We start from the raw sequence: 15,727 nt of genomic DNA, 5'->3' as shown, positions 1-15,727 counted from the left end.
TCGGGGCGCATGGGCGTGCACGAGTTCACGTCAGCAATGCACGGTGGCGTGCAAACCCTGGTTGGGTCTGTGTGATTGTTGCCGAAGAGGGATGAGTCGGGTGGGCCTGTTTGAGCCAGCCGGCATCCGCATGTCCCTTTTGACGTCTTCATTTCATTCAGATCAAAACCAGGCTTCGCCCGAGATGGCGGCCCGGGTCAACAGCGCGCGCGAGCGGGCCATGCACGAGCTGCTGCCCAACGCCATGCTGTTCAGCCTGATCTGCACGCTGGGGACGGCGCTGGTGCTGCAAAGCCGCGTGCAGCACCCCGGGCTGGAGTTGTGGATGGTGGCGCGCATGCTGATGAGCAGCGCCCGTTTCGGCTACTCGGCCTGGTTCCTGACGCGGGCCCCGCGCCGCACCGGCAGCTCGCTGTTTGTCTACCGCGCCCTGACCGCCGCAGATGGCCTGACCTGGAGTGCGCTGGTCTGGGGGTTGACGCCGCTGGATCACCTGGAGATCGCGGTGGTGACCATCAGCGTGGTGATCGGGGTGGCCACGCTGGGCACCTTCATCCTGCACGTGGACCTGCCCTCGGTGACGGGCTTTGTCTCCACCATCATGCTGCCCAATATCGGTTTCGTGCTGGCCCGTGGCGACGACCTGGGTATGTATTGCGCGGCGGCCTTTGTCGGCACCTGGGTGATCCTGTTGAACGAGGGGCGCCGCTCGAACCTGCGCATCAAGGAGCTGCTGACCCTGCGCTTTGAGAGCGAGCAGGTGGCGCAGATCCGCGACGAGGCCTTGCAGCAGGCCAAGGCCCTGAGCGAGGCCAAGAGCCGCTTCGTGGCCACCATGAGCCACGAGATGCGCACGCCCTTGCACGGCATCCTGGGCCTGACGCGCCAGTTGCGGGGCAATGAGCACGACATGCAGCGCCTGCGCCAGCTGGACCTGATCAAGGGCTCGGGTGAGCACCTGGTCAACGTGATCAACGACATCCTGGATTTCTCCAGCATCGAGGCTGGCAAGCTGCCCATCCATGCGCAGCCCTTCAACCTGCGCACGCTGTTGCAGGAGATGTGCGAGACCTCCAGGGTCAGCGCGCAGGACAAGGGCCTGAGCCTGTTCATGGCCATCGAGATTGCGCATGACCTGGATGTGATGGGGGACCCGGTGCGCATCCGCCAGGTGCTGCACAACCTGCTGGGCAACGCGGTCAAGTTCACCCCCAGAGGCCATGTGCGCCTGAGCGCGCGCCACCATGCTCAGACCGGCCTGCTGACGGTGCAGGTGAGTGACACCGGTGTTGGCATTCCGGCGAGCGACGTGGTGCGGGTCTTTGAGGCCTTCCACCAGGCCGAGGGCACCTACCAGCGCCGCTTTGGCGGCACGGGGCTGGGGCTGACCATTTCGCGCGACCTGTGCCGGGCGATGGGGGGTGAGCTGCTGTGTGTCAGCGAAGTGGGCAAGGGCTCGGTGTTCAGCTTCACGCTGCCCTTGCCGGTGTGCCAGGACGCCCCGCTCGGGCACCCGGCCAGCGCCAGCCGCGCGCAGGCCGGGCGAGCCGACGCGCCAGACCTGGGGCTGAATGGCACGCCTCACGTGCTCCTGGTCGAGGACAACCCGGTGAACGCCATGATTGCCGAAGCCGAGTTGCGCACCATGGGCGTGCAGGTCACCGTGATCGACAACGGCCGCGACGCCGTCGACTGGCTGGCTCGCCAGCGGGCGGACCTGGTGCTGATGGACTGCGAGATGCCTGTGATGGACGGTTTCGAGGCGACGCGCCGCATTCGCGCGCAGGAGCGCCAGCGCAAGCAGGCGCCCGTGGGCATCATTGCCCTGACCGCCAATGGCAAGGACGTGCTGGGGGACCGCTACCGCATGGCCGGCATGGATGACCACCTGGCCAAGCCCTTCACGCCCAGCGATCTGGCGCAATTGTTGAAACGCCACTTGCAATGCGCCGGGGCGTGCAAGTGCAGCCAGGAGCTGGGGGTATGAGCAGGCGTGATGGTGGTCGAGTGGGTGGCCGTGTGGTGCATGGGCTGGCCGTTGCCATGGTGTGGGTCTCGGCCAGCGCCTGGGCTGCGGGCAAGCCGGCGTCTGCCGGCTGGGTGCCTTCCAGCGACGGCACGGAAGTGGTGGATGTGCACGCGCGGCAGATCTGGGCCCGCTGCGTGGAGGGCATGCACTGGGATGGCAAGACCTGCCGTGGCGAGCCCGTGCTGGCCACGCACAAGGAGGCCCTGGCACTGGCCAGCGCACGGCGCAAGGCCGATGGCCTGGACTGGCGCCTGCCCCGCGTGACGGACTTGCGCCGCCTCGTCAACGAGACCGGTGCCCGGCGCGGCCTGTCCCAGGCCTTGTTCCCGGCAGCGCCGCATGATTGGTACTGGGCCGGCACCGCCAAAGTGGCAGCGGCAAGCGGCACGGCCAACCCGTACAACTACGGCACCGTCATGCGCAGCCAGGACAACACCGGCCTCAACCGCATGGCCTTTCTCAATGGCTGGGCGGTGGACATGGATTCAGGCGATGCGCGTGACGACATGCCCAAGCGCACGGCCCGTTTGCCCGTGAGGCTGGTGCGTCCGCAGGACTGAGTTCAGCGTCGCGCTGCCGCGTGATGCGGTGGTTTGCTCATGTGGCGGGCTGCCTGCATGCCCGCGTCGGTGGGGCAGGGCACGCCGTTGCGCATCTCGATCCAGCCAAAAGCCTGGTAGTCGGCCAGAAAGCCGGGCGGCAGCAGCCGCGCCTTGTTCTGGCTGATCATGTTCAGGTAGGCCAGGAAATCTCGCTCCAACTCTTCACCGCGCGAGGCGGGAATCGGGTGACTCGGCATGGGGCTGGTGTGTTGTCTCATCACGTCCATCCGGTAGTTGCGTGGCTCCCTGACAAGCCATTTTTTCTGGCCATGTAACGGGCCATTTTTCAGCGCGCCAAGCCAACTGATCACGCTGTGATCACACTGTGCGTGTCGGTCTTGTCGACCTTGCCGGGCGCGCTGGGGGAAACGAGTATGCGCTTGCGGCGAAAAAAAGCCAGTCTTTTGTGCTGCAAAAAAAGCAAGCACAAATGCCGCAAGCCTGATACAGTGTCCTCACTGCTGCAATTTGCTTACCTACGCAGCCCAATCGTCTGATCCACGATTCGACCAACACGTCGCCTTTACCGCTCGATCAGACTTGACGACCCGACAGACCGCGGTCGATCACTCCATCGGCGAGCCCACCCCCTTTACGCATTGCATCGTTGACCTGCGTTGACCCTCCAGTCGTACGCACCGTCCGTATGCTTCCGCCCCGATCAGCACGGTCGTTTTACGACCTCGTGCTTTACACGCTCATTCGTGAACATCACATCAGCCAACGCGCTCTCGGTCGGCAAGTACCTCTTGTCGCCGCTCATCAAACTCACTGAATCTGGTCAGTACGCCGCCTCGGTTTCCGTGCGCAGCGGACGCGGGTCCGGTACCCACGACCGGATCTTCCGGTTCACCCCCTTCTTTGCCACCCGCGAAGAAGCCACGCTGTACGCCCTGACCCAGGGTCGTAGTTTTGTACGGCAAGCAACTTAAGGACCTACGTGGCCAAAGAAGACCTCATTGAAATGCGCGGCCAGGTGGACGAAGTCCTGCCTGATGCCCGCTTCCGCGTCACACTCGAAAACGGTCATGCACTCATCGCCTACTCGGGCGGCAAGATGCGCAAGAACCGTATCCGCATTCTGGCTGGCGACAAGGTGTCCCTGGAGCTGTCTCCTTACGACCTGAGCAAGGGTCGTATCACCTTCCGCCATCTCGAAACCCGTATGAATGGCGGGCCTCCTCCCGCACGACGCAAGTTCCGTTGAACACGCGTCTGCAGATTTCACACATTCAAATTTCTCTCTCGAAAGATCCATCATGGAAAACAAACTCTACGTCGGCAACCTGGCCTACTCTGTCCGCGACGACAACCTGCAACAAGAAATGGGTGCCTTCGGCAACGTCATGTCCGCCAAGGTCATGATGGACCGTGACACTGGCCGTTCCAAGGGCTTCGGCTTTGTCGAAATGTCTTCGGCTGAAGAAGCGCAAGCCGCCATCCGTGGCCTGCACGGCAAGACCGTTGACGGTCGCGCCCTGGTCGTGAACCTGGCTCGTCCCAAGGAAGACCGTCCTTCGGGCGGCTACGGCGGCGGCTACGGTGGTGGCAATGGCGGCGGCAATGGCGGTGGCTACCGCGGTGGCCGCGGTTCGTACTGATCGAACCCGTGCCATACTGAGCCCATGAACATGCAGGCCCTGATCGCCTTGTCGCATCACCACCATCACCATGGTTCGCCATGGCGCCGTGGTCGTGCCTGCACGCTCAACTTGCAAAGACCTTGAGACCTCAAGCAGCAAGTAGCTCAGACAACACGCAAAGGCGCCGCAAGGCGCCTTTTTCTTTGGCTGGAACATTTTGGCAAGGACCTTTTCATGAGCCGATTCTGGAGCCCGCTTGTCACGCAGCTGACGCCCTATGTCGCCGGTGAGCAGCCTCGTCTGCCTGGTCTCGTCAAGCTCAACACCAACGAGAGCCCGTACGGCCCGGCACCCGAGGTGCTCGCTGCGATCGCCCAGGCCAATGCCGATGCGCTGCGCTTGTATCCCGATCCGGACGCGGGCGAGTTGCGGCGCGTGATTGCCGCGCACCATGGTGTGCAGCCTGATCAGGTTTTCGTGGGCAATGGTTCGGACGAGGTGCTCGCCCATGCCTTTCATGCCTTGTTCCAGCACGGTCTGCCGGTGTTGATGCCGGATGTGAGCTACAGCTTCTACCCGGTCTATTGCAGGCTGTATGGCATCCCGCATGAGCAGGTGCCGGTGCGGGCGGACTTCGGCATCGACGTGCGCGACTACGCGCGGCCTGCGGGCACGGTGGGCGGCGTGGTGCTCGCCAATCCCAACGCGCCCACGGGCATCGCTTTGCCTTTGGCTGACATCGAGGCGCTGCTGCACCAGCATCCCGATCGCGTGGTGCTGGTGGACGAGGCCTATGTGGACTTTGGCGGCGAGAGCGCCGTGAGCGCCGTGAGCCTGATCGGTCGCCACCCCAATCTGCTGGTGGTGCAGACCTTGTCCAAGTCCCGCGGGCTGGCGGGGCTGCGTGTGGGTTATGCGCTGGGCCACGCTGATTTGATCGAGGGCCTGGCGCGTGTCAAGGACTCGTTCAACTCCTACCCGCTGGATCGGCTGGCGCAGGCCGGTGCCGTGGCGTCCTTCCAGGCCGATGCCTACTTCCGCCAGACCTGCGCGCGCGTCATGCAAAGCCGCGAGCGCCTGGTGGCCGGCTTGTGCTCACTGGGTTTTGATGTGCTGCCCAGCGCGGCCAACTTCGTGTTCGCCACGCACCCTGCGCATGATGCCGGCGCACTGGCGCAACGGCTGCGTGCACAGGCGATCCTGGTGCGGCATTTCAAGCAGCCGCGCATCGAGCCCTTCCTGCGCATTTCGGTGGGCACGGACGCCGAGTGCGCGCGCTTGCTGGACGCGCTTGGCGTGCTGCTGGCGCCATGAGCCGCCCCCTAGCTTGACGGTGCGCTGCTAGGGATGGTGCCTGCCGCGCGAGGGGCAGACAGTGGGGTCACTCATCAACCCGCAGGAGCGACACCATGTTTCAGGCTTACCACGGGGTCACCAGTACCCAGCACCAGACCAACTTCAACAACCTGAGCGCCCAGGGCTTCAGGATGATCTCCTTGAGCGTGTATGGCGACCCTGGCGACGCGCGTTACGCGGCCGTCTGGGTGCAGCGCACGGGTGCGGCCTGGGTGGCCGTGCACGGCGTCAACAGCGAGGGTTACCAGTCCTTCTTCAACAACTGGACGGCCAAGGGTTATGTGCCGGTGCTGGTGTCGGCCACGGGCACGGCGGGCAACGCCGTGTTTGCCGCGGTGTTCGAGCAAGGCCTTGCCGGCAGCTGGATGGCGCGCCACGGCGTGCCATCAGGCCCCGAAGCCAACGCAGGCACCTTCCAGAACCTCAACAAGACAGCCCACAACCAGCGCATGGCCTTGCGCTCGGTGGCCATCTACGGCACCCCTTCAGATCGCCGCTACATGGCCGTCTGGCATGCCAACCCGGGCTTCGTGAAGTGGCATGCACACCCATCGGACACGGGTGAGAGCTACCAGGATGTGTTCAATGCCGAGGTGCAGTTGCCGGGCTACCAGTTGTCGGGTTACAGGCCGTCGTATGTGGCCGTCTCCAGCGACCACATGTACTGCTCGGTCTTCAAGGACGATGTGGTTGGCCCCTGGGTGGCCAGGCATGGCATGAGCGCGGCGGATTACCAGGCCGAGTTCGACAAGCAGAAGGCCGCCGGCCTGTACCCCATCTGCGTACAGGGTGGTGGCGTGGGCTCGGACACGCGCTACGCCGCCATCTTCGCCAAGCAGGACATCCTCATGGCGCGCCAGTGGTCGGCCACCGGCACACCCGTGCCCCATCTGGCCGCGCTGGACCACGCCATGCAGGCCTTCATGCAGGCACACGGTGTGCGTGCCGCCCAACTGGCCATCGGCAAGAACGGCGTGAGCAAGTTCTCGCGCGCCTACACCTGGGCCGAGCCGGGCTACCGCATGACGCAACCCTCTGATCGTTTCCTGCTGGCCAGCTGCAGCAAGATGTTCCTGGAAGCGGCAGTGCAAGCCTTGTATGACAGCAAACAGTTGACGCCCACCACCAAGGTCTACCCGCTGCTGGGTTTCACGCACCCGGCGGATGCACGCAGCGACAACATCACCGTGCAGCAACTGCTGGACCACATGGGCGGCTACGACGACACCGGCACAGGCTCGGGTTTCGACCCCACCTACAACATGCGCAAGATCGCAGTGGACATGAACCTGGGTCGGCCTGTGACCAAGCTGGATGTGGCGCGCTACATGTATGGCCGCGTGCTGGACTTCGCGCCCGGCACCAACACCAAGTACTCGAACTTCGGCTACCTGCTGGCTGGCGCGGTGGTGGAGAAGGTCACCGGCAAGTCCTACTTCGATGTCGTCAAGACCAGCTTGCTGCAGCCGGCCAGCATCACCGAAGTCGAGGTGTTCCCGACGCTGGCCAACAAGCGCAGCAGCCACCAGGCCATTGCGGAAGATGAAGGCCTGGGCCTGAGCCCGCTGGATCTGTCGTCCACACGCCTGATCCCGTCGGTGTATGGCGGTGACGGCGAGATCAACGAAGTGGGTGACCCCAATGACGGCACAGGCGCTTCAGCGCATGCGATGGTGCAGTTCATCCACCTGCATGCGGCCTGGGGCAACGGGCCACGTGCCCCCGGCTCGGCCCGCTCGGGCAGCACGCCCGGCGCCTCGACCCTGGCGGTGTCGCGCGGGGATGGTGTGGACTGGGCCTACACGATCAACACACGCGACTGGGCGCCGGGTGTGTCACCCTCGCTGGATGACCTGGGCAACAGCCTGACCCACATCCTGGACACGACAACGATCAACTGACCGTGTGAACCGCTGAAGTGCACAGGGGCCGCCACAGCCATGTGACGGCCCCTGTTTCGTGCTGACAGCCTGATGGGATCAGCTGCCGTAACGGCGCACCGGCTCTGGTGCCGTCTCAGGGCGTGCCACCTTGTGCGGCTTGGAGAAGGTCATCACGCCATCTTCCAGCTTGCCGTTGTGCAGCTGCTCCTTGTCCATCGCGTAGTTCTGGTAGAGCTTCCACGGCGCGCGGTCGGCGCCCTTGGGCAGGGTGGCTTCGGCGCGGGCCACGTAGCCCGAGGTCATGTCCAGCAGCGGGGCGGGTTGCACATTGGGGTCGCGGCGCGCCATGGCGATGCGGGTGCCGGTCTTGTCCATGTGCTTGATCAGGCGGCACACGTACTCGGCGATCAGGTCGGCCTTCAGCGTCCACGAGGCATTTGTGTAGCCCAGGGTGTTCGAGAAGTTGGGGATGTCGCTGAACATCAGGCCCTTGTACGAGATGTGCTTGTTCATCTCGATGGGCTTGCCGTCCACCGACATCTGCATGCCACCGAACAGGCGCAGGTTCAGGCCGGTGGCGGTGACGATGATGTCGGCTTCCAGCGTCTGGCCGGACTTGAGCAGGATGCCCTTGTCCACGAAACGGTCGATCTGGTCGGTGACCACCGAGGCCTTGCCCTTCCTGAGCACCTTGAACAGGTCGCCATTGGGCACGGCGCACAGGCGCTGATCCCAGGGGTTGTAAGGCGGCGTGAAGTGCTTCATGTCGAAGTCGGGGCCGACCTGCGCCTTCACCTGCTTGAGCAGCAGCTTGCGGATGAAGTTGGGGTACTTGCGCGACAACTTGAAGATCATCTGGGTGATGAAGTTGTTGCGGGCGCGGCTGATGTTGTAGACCGTCATGTCCGGCAGGAACTTCAGCAGGAAGCGCACCATCGGGTCGAACTGCGGCACCGAGATCACATAGCTGGGCGTGCGCTGCAGCATGGTCACGTGCTGGGCCTTGTCCGTCATCGAGGGGATCAGGGTGATGGCGGTGGCGCCCGAGCCGATCACGACCACGCGCTTGCCGCTGTAGTCCAGCTTTTCAGGCCAGAACTGCGGGTGGATGATCTGGCCCTTGAAGTCGTCGCGGCCCTTGAACTCGGGCGTGAAGCCTTCTTCGTAGTTGTAGTAGCCCGAGCACATCATCAGCCAGTTGCAGGTGAGCTGCACGGTTTCGCCGCTCTTCTGCTGTACGGTCAGCGTCCACTTGGCGGTCTCGCTGTCCCAGGCGGCAGCGGCGACCTTGTGGCCGAAGCGGATGTTTTGCTGGATGCCGCCGTCACGGGCGACTTCCTGGATGTAGTTGCGGATGCGGTCGCCGTCGGCGATGACCTTGGGCTCCGTCCAGGGCTTGAAGTTGTAGCCCAGGGTGTACATGTCCGAGTCGGAACGGATGCCGGGGTAGCGGAACAGGTCCCAGGTGCCACCGATCGTGTCGCGGCCTTCCAGGATGGCAAACGACTTGCCAGGACATTCCTTGCGCAGGTGCCAGGCCGCGCCGATACCGGACAGGCCTGCGCCCACGATCAAGACATCTAAGTGTTCGGACATGCTGCTTGTCTCCTGCTGGTCCAGTTGGCTGCGTCTGGTTTTGTAGCCCGGGGGCCATTCAACCTGGAAGGTACTTTGTCACTGGATCACGGTTGACGTGCATCAAGCGACGAAACGGTGGGGAATGTATATTTGAAAACTCTCATTGTCAAATGGGATTCCTGTGCGAATGGCGCTTTGTCGTGGCCGATACCTTTTTGTCGGCAAAGGCGGCAAAAGGGCTGATGTGATGCTGCGCTGCAGCAGTCGTCACGTCTTGTTGATACAGTCGACTTGGTGCGCTGTGCATGGCGCGCCACCCGACTGACAATGGACAGACTCAAACGTACCCTGACCCTGCGAGGCTGGTTCCGGCTGATGGCCGTGAGCCTGGTGCTGGTGTTTTTGCTCATGGAAGCCCGCCTGGTGCAGATGGAGTGGCGCCAGCTGCAACGTGCCGAAGAAGGGCAGCAGGCGGTTGCCCGCTTGCGGCTGGCACTGGTCGCGATGGAGATGGTCTCTCGCGAACGCGGCCCGGCCAATGGGGTGCTGGGCGACGAGACGCCCTCGGGCAGCCCGCGTCTGCGCGAGGCTTTGGCCATAGCGCGCTCGCGCACGGATCAGGCCCTGGCCAACTTTCGGCAGGTCTGGCAGCACGAGGCCGGTCAGGCACGCTACCAGCGGGTGCAGCGTGAAGCCGATGCCTTGCTGGAGGGGCTCAGGCTGGCACGGGCGGCCGTTGATCGGCAAGCCGCCTTGCCACTGGCTCAGCGCCAGCCCGATGCCATCCGTGACAGCGTACGGGGCATGGTGGACCTGGTGCCCTTGCTGGCATCGGCCATCACGGTGCTGACCGATGACGCGCAACTGGCCGACCCGACGCTGGGTTCATCCGTGTGGGCGGCTCGCCTGTCAGCCGAGCTGCGCGAATATGCGGGCCAGCTGGGCTCCCTGTTCACGCCGGCCCTGACGCGGCAGCAGCGCTTCACGCCCGATGAGCTGGCTGCGGTCGAGCGCGTCAAGGGGCGCATCGAGCAGCTGCGGCACCTGCTGGACTTGCGGGTCGGGCAGTTCGACGCAGGGGATGCGGTTCAGGTCGCGCTCGCGGTCATGGAGCGCGACTACTTTGACAAGGCCACCCGCCTGGTCGACAAGGTGCTGGCAAGCGGCAGGGATGCGGCCCCGGTCGCGATGACGCCGGCAGAGTTCGCTGCGGCCTATGTGCCGGACATGAATGCCATCCTGGCGCTGCGTGACGCCTTGCTCGACAGTGCCGAGCGGCATTGCGCCCGCGCGCAGGCCAGTTCGCGGCAATGGCTGGCGGGCGTGCTGGTCACCACCTCGCTGTTGATGGGGCTGATCTTGCTGCTGTTGCGTGTGGCGCATCAGCGCTTTGTCCAGCCCCTGTCTCAGGCGGCTGAAGTGCTACATGCCATGAGCGCGGGTGATCTGAGCCGCGAGCTGCCCAAGGCCGTGGCGGGTGACGAGTTCGCCGAAGTCTTTGGTGGCATCAACGCCTTGAAGCAGCAGAGCGAGGCGCGTGCCGCGTTGGAGCTGGAGCGCGACAAGCTGATCGTCAGCCTGCGCGAGCAGTCCACCACGGACTTCCTCACAGGCTTGCCCAACCGCCGCGCGTTCTTCGAAGCCGCCGAAGCGGAGCTGGCGCGCGCCCGCCGCCATGGTTTTCAGCTGGTGCTGATGCTGCTGGATGTGGACTTCTTCAAGAAGATCAATGACACCGCAGGCCATGCCGCAGGTGACCAGGCCTTGAAGGCCGTGGCCCATACGCTCAAGCACTCCCGGCGCCAGGGCGATCTGGTGGCGCGCCTGGGTGGTGAAGAGTTCGTGGTCTTGCTGACCCACTGCGAGCCCGATGACGGCTGGCGCTTTGCCGAACGTCTGCGTGAGGCGCTGGCCTCGCAGGAGATCGCGCTGGGCGAGGGGCAGCCCCCGCTTCACCTCACGGTGAGCGTGGGCCTGGCGGCCTCAGGTACGCACGGCCTGGCGCTCGACACCTTGCTGGCCCGCGCCGATGACGCCATGTACAAGGCCAAGCACGCGGGCCGCAACCGCACCGAAATGGCGGTGTCAGACGCCGCCTGAGCCCGAGGTCTGGATGGTGGCAGGGCGGCCGCTGTCAGCGCCGGCCTCGATGGCGCGGAAGCTGTGGCCATTGACTTCCACGCGCGTGCCGGGCGTGGGCTCGGTGCTTTGCGTGAAGGTGCGCTCGCTGCCGTCGTCCATGCGCACGCGCACTTCATAAACGGTGACGGTGCGCGTCTGCTTCTCGACCTCATTGCCGGCCAGGCCGCCGCCAATGGCGCCCAGCACGGTCATGGCCGTCTTGCCGCTGCCCTTGCCCATCTGGTTGCCCACGACGCCACCGAGCACGCCACCGGCCACGGCACCCACGCCGGAGCCTTGGCCCTTTTGCTGCACGGCGCGCACGGCTTCGATCACGCCGCAGTTGGCGCAGGCCACGGCCGGGCGGCCGCTGAGCTCAGGCGACATGGGTTGGGCGTTTTGCTCGCCGCCCTCGTAAGCGGCCTGATGGCGGGCTTCACGCTTGTGGCTGCCAGCGTTCGCGGTGGCGGCCTCCTTGCCTGCAGGGGCTTTGCCTTGCTCGCCATTGGCCGCCACGGGGCCCGAGGCCTGCACCAAGGCTTGCTGTGCATCGGCCGGCGCGGAAGGCGTGGAGGGCGAGCGCAGCATCATGCCGGCCGCCAGCCCCAGGCCGGCCAGGGCGAGACCGCCTCCGGCAAACAGGGCGGTGCGGGGGATCTGGACAGTGACGTTGCTACTGGGCTTTGTTTCTTCGGACATGGTCTTCTCCTGGCGCTAAAACAGCAGCGCATGGGCTTACAACGCACGAGCATGCACCTTGGATGGCCTGTTGCCGTGTGAAGTTGTAACCAGGCTTTGTTTGCATGAGAGGTGTTGCCTGGTTGGTGTTGCATGCTTACCGGCCCATCAGCCCCTTGGGCAACTCGACCTCGCCACTGGACGAAAACCGAGCCCCGCCAAAGCCGCTGCCCGCCAGGCGACCACGCAGCGCGTATTCGATGCGGTTGCTGCCATTGCTGTTGCTGCCACCGGCGATGCCGGCCACCTGGCGCAAGACGGCCAGCGCCGACACCGAGACCGGCACCGAGATCAGCACCTCACCAAAGCGCGGGATGCTGCCCTTTTCGGGGCTGACGCCGCTGGCAAAGCTGTTGCCGCGCACGTCCAGCTCCACCGAGATGCCGTCGTAGTCCACCGCCGTGTCGCCGGGATTCTGCACGCGCAGCTTGAGCGCCATGCGCGCTTCCATCAACTCGCCGGGCAGGGGCTCCAGCCCGACCACGTTCACGCGCACGGCCTCGGCGCCCGTCAAGCTGGCGCAGCCGGTCAAGGCCATGCTGGCGGCAGCCAGCGCGAGGGTGCGAGTGCAGTGGCGTCTGTGCAGGTTCACCATGGTTTGATTTCCGTGAGCAAAGGTGGTGTTCAAGCAATGGCGGCAAAGTCAATGAAGCCGCGCTCGACATTGGTGTCCTTCAGTTTGACACGCAAGGTCTGGCCCACGTCCAGTTCGGGCACATGGCCCACCAGCATGCCTTCGGCTGGCGGCGTGATCAGGCGCACCCAGGTGCCACTGTCGGTGCGGCCGGTCACGATGGCATCGAAGACTTCGCCAATGCGGGACTCCAGAAACAGCGCCGCTTCGGACTTGCGCACCCGACGCTCCACCTTGCGTGCAGCGTCTTCCTGGTTGGTGCAATGAATGGCCAGGGCCTGCAGCTCGTCGGCGCTGTACGGGGCCTTGTCGCCTTTGAGCAGGCTCTTGAGCATGCGCAGCGTGATCAGATCAGGGTAGCGTCGATTGGGGGCCGTCGAGTGCGTGTAGTCATGCAGGGCCAGGCCAAAGTGGCCGATGGGCTCGTTGCTGGCGCGCTCCACCACATACTCGCCCGCGCCCATCAGCTTGACCACGACCAGCGACAGGTCTGGAAAGCGCAAGGGGTCGGCCCGATGGCGTCGCGCCAGAAAGGCTTCAAGGGCGCGCGAGTCGGGTGTCCTGGGCAAGGTCTCGCCGTATTTGCTTGCCAGCTCGACCAGGCGCAGCCAGCGCTCCGGTGAGCGCACGACACGGCGCAACGAGGCCCCGCCATGGCGGGCCAGGAAATTGGCGGTGCAGGTGTTGGCGGCGATCATGAATTCCTCGATCAGCTGCCGCCCGCGGTTCTGGACCTGCTGGCGGATGTCCACCACGCGCTCGCCTTCAAACACCGCACGCGGCTGAAAGGTCTCCAGCTCCAGCGAGCCTTGTGCATGGCGCTGCTTGCGCAGGCGCTGCGCGACCTCGTCCTGCTGGCGCAACTGGCCTTCGATCTCGGGCACGGTGCGGGCGGCATCCGGCAAAGGGCCCCGCCCATCGATCCATGCGGAGATGGCGTCATAGGCGAGCTTGGCCTTGTTGCGCACCAGGCCTCGGTAGACGCTGGCGTGCGTGATGGCCGCATCGGCCGCGATGGTCATCTCGGTGACGATGGCCAGTCGGTCTTCGTTCAGGTTCAGCGAGGTCAGGTCGGTGGACAGCCGCTCGGGCAGCATCGGAAAGATCCTGGCCGAGGTGTAGACCGAGGTGGTGTTGATGCGCGCATGCTCGTCAATGGGCGAGCCCTTGTCGACCAGGCTGTCGACGTCGGCCACGGCCACCATGATCCTGACGGCACCATCGGCCAGTGGCTCGCTCACGGTGAGCTGGTCCAGGTCCAGCGAATCATCGTTGTCGATGGAACACCAGGGCAGGGCGCGCAGATCGCGGATGAGCGGGTCAGCATCTTGCGCGGGGCCCGTGAGGGCATCGAGCTGGCGCTGAACGCTGACCGGAAAGCTGGGCTCCAGGCCCCGTTCGATCATGGCCTCCACGGCGATGCGGGCCAGGTCGGTGCGATGGTGGTGGCGATTTTGTGAAGAGGTCATTGGGCGCAGAGCAAGGGGTTCGCCCCCACTCTAACGCGCCTGTGCCGCCAGGTGGCGCACATGGTCAACCTCAGCGAGCGGACCTTGAAGCGGTGCTTGTGTGAAGACGGCGCCACGTTCACGGTCATCTTGTCCGAATACAAGAAGGGTAGGGCGATGGCGTTGATGGCCGATGCGCGCTGATGCGCGCGCATTGTTCACGCTATGGCGATGCTTGGCACTTACCCTCAAGGGGCGCGCGCCTGCATCCGATATAACGTGTAACCTTCATCCCTCCTCGCTCAAGCCTACATGCTTTTTTCTGGCCAGCAAGCGGGCAAACCAGCCAAACAAAACAGCAGCGGCGTCTGGCGCAGTCCCAGCGACAAGCATCAGCGCCGCATCGAGCTGATGGTGCTCATCGGCTGCTCCTTCCTGATCGTGGCGGGGGCAGGGTGGGCCATTTTGTTTGCCCTGCGTGCGCAATGGCTGGCCGTGCCCATGGAGCTGTGGCTGCTGGCCACCGGCATCGTCGGGGTGGTGCTGACGCGCAGGCAGAAGGCCCATGCGGCGGGCATGCTGGTGCTGGGCACGCTGTTCGTCACCCTGATCGGCATCTGCCTGGTGATCGACGTGCCCTCGGACAAGGTGCCGCGCTCCACCCATCACCTGTTGCCCTCATTGGGGGCTGGCGCATACCTGTTGCTGCGTGGTCGCCACAGCGTGTTGCGCCATGGCGTGCCGCTGCTCTTCTTTGCGGCCTTTGTCTTTCTGGATCTGACGCGTTTTGGTGTGGCGCCTGCTTATGTGCAGCCCGATGATGTGCGCGCCCTCAATGCCTGGGGCAATGACATCTTTGCCGTGGCCACGCTCTACATGGTCCTGCAGGTCATGCAGGCCGACGTGAACGCCCGCAATGCGCTGGAGGCCGACTTCCGTACCGCCTTGATCGAAGGCCAGTTCCTGTTGCACTACCAGCCGCAGGTGCATGCGGATGGCCGTGTCATTGGTGCCGAGGCCCTGGTGCGCTGGAAACACCCGCGCCACGGCATGGTGTCGCCGGGTGAGTTCATCCCCATGGCCGAGCAGACCGGTTTGATCCTGCCGCTGGGTGACTGGGTGCTCAAGCAGGCCTGCACGCAGCTGGCGGCCTGGGCGCAAAACCCGGCCACGGCGGCCTTGCAACTGGCGGTGAACGTCAGCGCGCGGCAGTTTCGTCAACCCGATTTTGTTGCGCAGGTGCTCAGCATCGTGGATCGCTGCGGCATCGAACCCAGCCGGCTCAAGCTGGAGTTGACCGAGAGCATGCTGGTCAACGACGTGGATGACATCATCGCCAAGATGTCGGCGCTCAAGGAGCGGGGCGTGAGCTTCTCGCTCGATGACTTCGGCACCGGCTTCTCGTCGCTGTCCTACCTCAAGCGGCTGCCGCTGGACCAGCTCAAGATCGATCAGGCCTTTGTGCGCGACCTGCAGACCAACCCCAACGACGCGGCCATTGCCAGCACCGTGGTCAGCCTGGGCCAGAACCTGGGCCTGGAGGTGATTGCCGAAGGGGTGGAGACCGAAGGCCAGCGCAGCTTCCTGACGACCATTGGTTGCCACCGCTTCCAGGGTTATCTGTTCAGCAAGCCCGTGGCCATTGCGGACTTCGAGGGCTTCCTCACGCGCCAGGCAGAGGAGGACGCGTCGCAGCCGCCTCTCGCGGGCCAGACGGTCGATCCGGTCAAGGCCTGAGGCGCGTCACGCGCGCCC

14 protein-coding genes and 1 pseudogene are annotated in these 15,727 nt (G+C 64.7%); 10 read left to right on the top strand and 5 right to left on the bottom strand.

Going from position 1 to position 15,727, the window contains the following annotated elements; translation table 11 throughout:
- Window positions 1–130 precede the first annotated feature (130 nt).
- Together JY96_RS22125 and JY96_RS08750 are read left to right on the top strand one after the other, a co-directional pair.
- Window positions 131–1,987, top strand: coding sequence for an ATP-binding protein (locus JY96_RS22125; protein WP_161784270.1), 1,857 nt, complete (start codon window positions 131–133; stop codon window positions 1,985–1,987).
- Window positions 1,984–2,589 carry a DUF1566 domain-containing protein gene (locus JY96_RS08750; protein WP_052162294.1) on the top strand — a complete coding sequence of 202 codons (606 nt, stop codon included), beginning with the start codon at window positions 1,984–1,986 and terminating at the stop codon, window positions 2,587–2,589. The genes JY96_RS22125 and JY96_RS08750 overlap by 4 nt, the downstream gene beginning before the upstream one ends.
- A 2-nt stretch (window positions 2,590–2,591) precedes the next feature.
- Here the strand turns inward: JY96_RS08750 and JY96_RS08745 are convergent, their stop codons facing one another.
- The gene (locus JY96_RS08745) at window positions 2,592–2,849 is read right to left on the bottom strand and encodes a hypothetical protein (RefSeq protein WP_152606412.1); all 258 of its coding nucleotides are present in this window, start codon (window positions 2,847–2,849) and stop codon (window positions 2,592–2,594) included.
- A gap of 486 nt (window positions 2,850–3,335) precedes the next feature.
- Between JY96_RS08745 and JY96_RS08740 the strand changes: the two genes are divergently transcribed.
- The 5 genes from JY96_RS08740 to JY96_RS08720 all read left to right on the top strand — a co-directional run bounded on the left by JY96_RS08740 (window position 3,336) and on the right by JY96_RS08720 (window position 7,471).
- Window positions 3,336–3,563 carry a hypothetical protein gene (locus tag JY96_RS08740; protein WP_035036691.1) on the top strand — a complete coding sequence of 76 codons (228 nt, stop codon included), beginning with the start codon at window positions 3,336–3,338 and terminating at the stop codon, window positions 3,561–3,563.
- A gap of 8 nt (window positions 3,564–3,571) precedes the next feature.
- The gene (infA, locus tag JY96_RS08735; protein ID WP_035036689.1) at window positions 3,572–3,838 is read left to right on the top strand and encodes a translation initiation factor IF-1; all 267 of its coding nucleotides are present in this window, start codon (window positions 3,572–3,574) and stop codon (window positions 3,836–3,838) included.
- A 52-nt stretch (window positions 3,839–3,890) separates the two neighbouring features.
- Window positions 3,891–4,232, top strand: a complete 342-nt coding sequence (locus JY96_RS08730; protein ID WP_035036687.1) for an RNA-binding protein — start codon at window positions 3,891–3,893, stop codon at window positions 4,230–4,232.
- 216 nt (window positions 4,233–4,448) lie between these two features.
- Window positions 4,449–5,528 carry a histidinol-phosphate transaminase gene (gene hisC, locus JY96_RS08725; RefSeq protein ID WP_035036684.1) on the top strand — a complete coding sequence of 360 codons (1,080 nt, stop codon included), beginning with the start codon at window positions 4,449–4,451 and terminating at the stop codon, window positions 5,526–5,528.
- A 95-nt stretch (window positions 5,529–5,623) separates the two neighbouring features.
- A complete protein-coding gene (locus JY96_RS08720) occupies window positions 5,624–7,471 on the top strand; it encodes a serine hydrolase (protein WP_035036681.1) in 1,848 nt (615 codons plus the stop codon).
- Window positions 7,472–7,549: 78 nt separating this feature from the next.
- Here the strand turns inward: JY96_RS08720 and JY96_RS08715 are convergent, their stop codons facing one another.
- A complete protein-coding gene (locus tag JY96_RS08715) occupies window positions 7,550–9,049 on the bottom strand; it encodes an NAD(P)/FAD-dependent oxidoreductase (RefSeq protein ID WP_035036679.1) in 1,500 nt (499 codons plus the stop codon).
- A gap of 309 nt (window positions 9,050–9,358) precedes the next feature.
- On the opposite strand from JY96_RS08715, the gene JY96_RS08710 reads away from it, so the two are divergent.
- Entirely contained in the window at window positions 9,359–11,131 is a 1,773-nt protein-coding gene (locus tag JY96_RS08710; RefSeq protein ID WP_052162293.1) for a diguanylate cyclase, read from the top strand.
- Here the strand turns inward: JY96_RS08710 and JY96_RS22120 are convergent.
- From JY96_RS22120 to JY96_RS08695, 3 genes are all read right to left on the bottom strand, one after another.
- Window positions 11,117–11,851, bottom strand: a complete 735-nt coding sequence (locus JY96_RS22120; protein ID WP_052162292.1) for a glycine zipper 2TM domain-containing protein — start codon at window positions 11,849–11,851, stop codon at window positions 11,117–11,119. The genes JY96_RS08710 and JY96_RS22120 overlap by 15 nt on opposite strands.
- A 136-nt stretch (window positions 11,852–11,987) precedes the next feature.
- Window positions 11,988–12,485: an LEA type 2 family protein gene (locus tag JY96_RS08700; RefSeq protein ID WP_035036677.1), complete on the bottom strand. Its 498-nt coding sequence runs from the start codon at window positions 12,483–12,485 to the stop codon at window positions 11,988–11,990.
- Between the two features lie 29 nt (window positions 12,486–12,514).
- A complete protein-coding gene (locus tag JY96_RS08695; protein WP_035036675.1) occupies window positions 12,515–13,993 on the bottom strand; it encodes an RNB domain-containing ribonuclease in 1,479 nt (492 codons plus the stop codon).
- Between the two features lie 60 nt (window positions 13,994–14,053).
- Between JY96_RS08695 and JY96_RS24120 the strand changes: the two genes are divergently transcribed.
- A complete protein-coding gene (locus JY96_RS24120) occupies window positions 14,054–14,176 on the top strand; it encodes a hypothetical protein (RefSeq protein ID WP_255352672.1) in 123 nt (40 codons plus the stop codon).
- 687 nt (window positions 14,177–14,863) lie between these two features.
- Window positions 14,864–15,709: pseudogene (locus JY96_RS23870) on the top strand (putative bifunctional diguanylate cyclase/phosphodiesterase); the annotation flags it as partial.
- Window positions 15,710–15,727: the final 18 nt, after the last annotated feature.

Origin of the sequence: Aquabacterium sp. NJ1 (assembly GCF_000768065.1) — a bacterium.
GTDB lineage: Bacteria > Pseudomonadota > Gammaproteobacteria > Burkholderiales > Burkholderiaceae_C > Aquabacterium.
This window is presented reverse-complemented; position numbering and strand designations above follow the sequence as displayed.

Coding starts and splice junctions, on each gene's coding strand:
- JY96_RS24120 (WP_255352672.1), top strand. CDS start 14,054: ATGGTCAACCTCAGCGAGCGGACCTTGAAGCGGTGCTTGTGTGAAGAC.
- JY96_RS08730 (WP_035036687.1), top strand. CDS start 3,891: ATGGAAAACAAACTCTACGTCGGCAACCTGGCCTACTCTGTCCGCGAC.
- hisC (WP_035036684.1), top strand. CDS start 4,449: ATGAGCCGATTCTGGAGCCCGCTTGTCACGCAGCTGACGCCCTATGTC.
- JY96_RS22125 (WP_161784270.1), top strand. CDS start 131: ATGTCCCTTTTGACGTCTTCATTTCATTCAGATCAAAACCAGGCTTCG.
- JY96_RS22120 (WP_052162292.1), bottom strand. CDS start 11,851: ATGTCCGAAGAAACAAAGCCCAGTAGCAACGTCACTGTCCAGATCCCC.
- JY96_RS08745 (WP_152606412.1), bottom strand. CDS start 2,849: ATGAGACAACACACCAGCCCCATGCCGAGTCACCCGATTCCCGCCTCG.
- JY96_RS08715 (WP_035036679.1), bottom strand. CDS start 9,049: ATGTCCGAACACTTAGATGTCTTGATCGTGGGCGCAGGCCTGTCCGGT.
- JY96_RS08720 (WP_035036681.1), top strand. CDS start 5,624: ATGTTTCAGGCTTACCACGGGGTCACCAGTACCCAGCACCAGACCAAC.
- JY96_RS08750 (WP_052162294.1), top strand. CDS start 1,984: ATGAGCAGGCGTGATGGTGGTCGAGTGGGTGGCCGTGTGGTGCATGGG.
- JY96_RS08695 (WP_035036675.1), bottom strand. CDS start 13,993: ATGACCTCTTCACAAAATCGCCACCACCATCGCACCGACCTGGCCCGC.
- JY96_RS08700 (WP_035036677.1), bottom strand. CDS start 12,485: ATGGTGAACCTGCACAGACGCCACTGCACTCGCACCCTCGCGCTGGCT.
- JY96_RS08710 (WP_052162293.1), top strand. CDS start 9,359: ATGGACAGACTCAAACGTACCCTGACCCTGCGAGGCTGGTTCCGGCTG.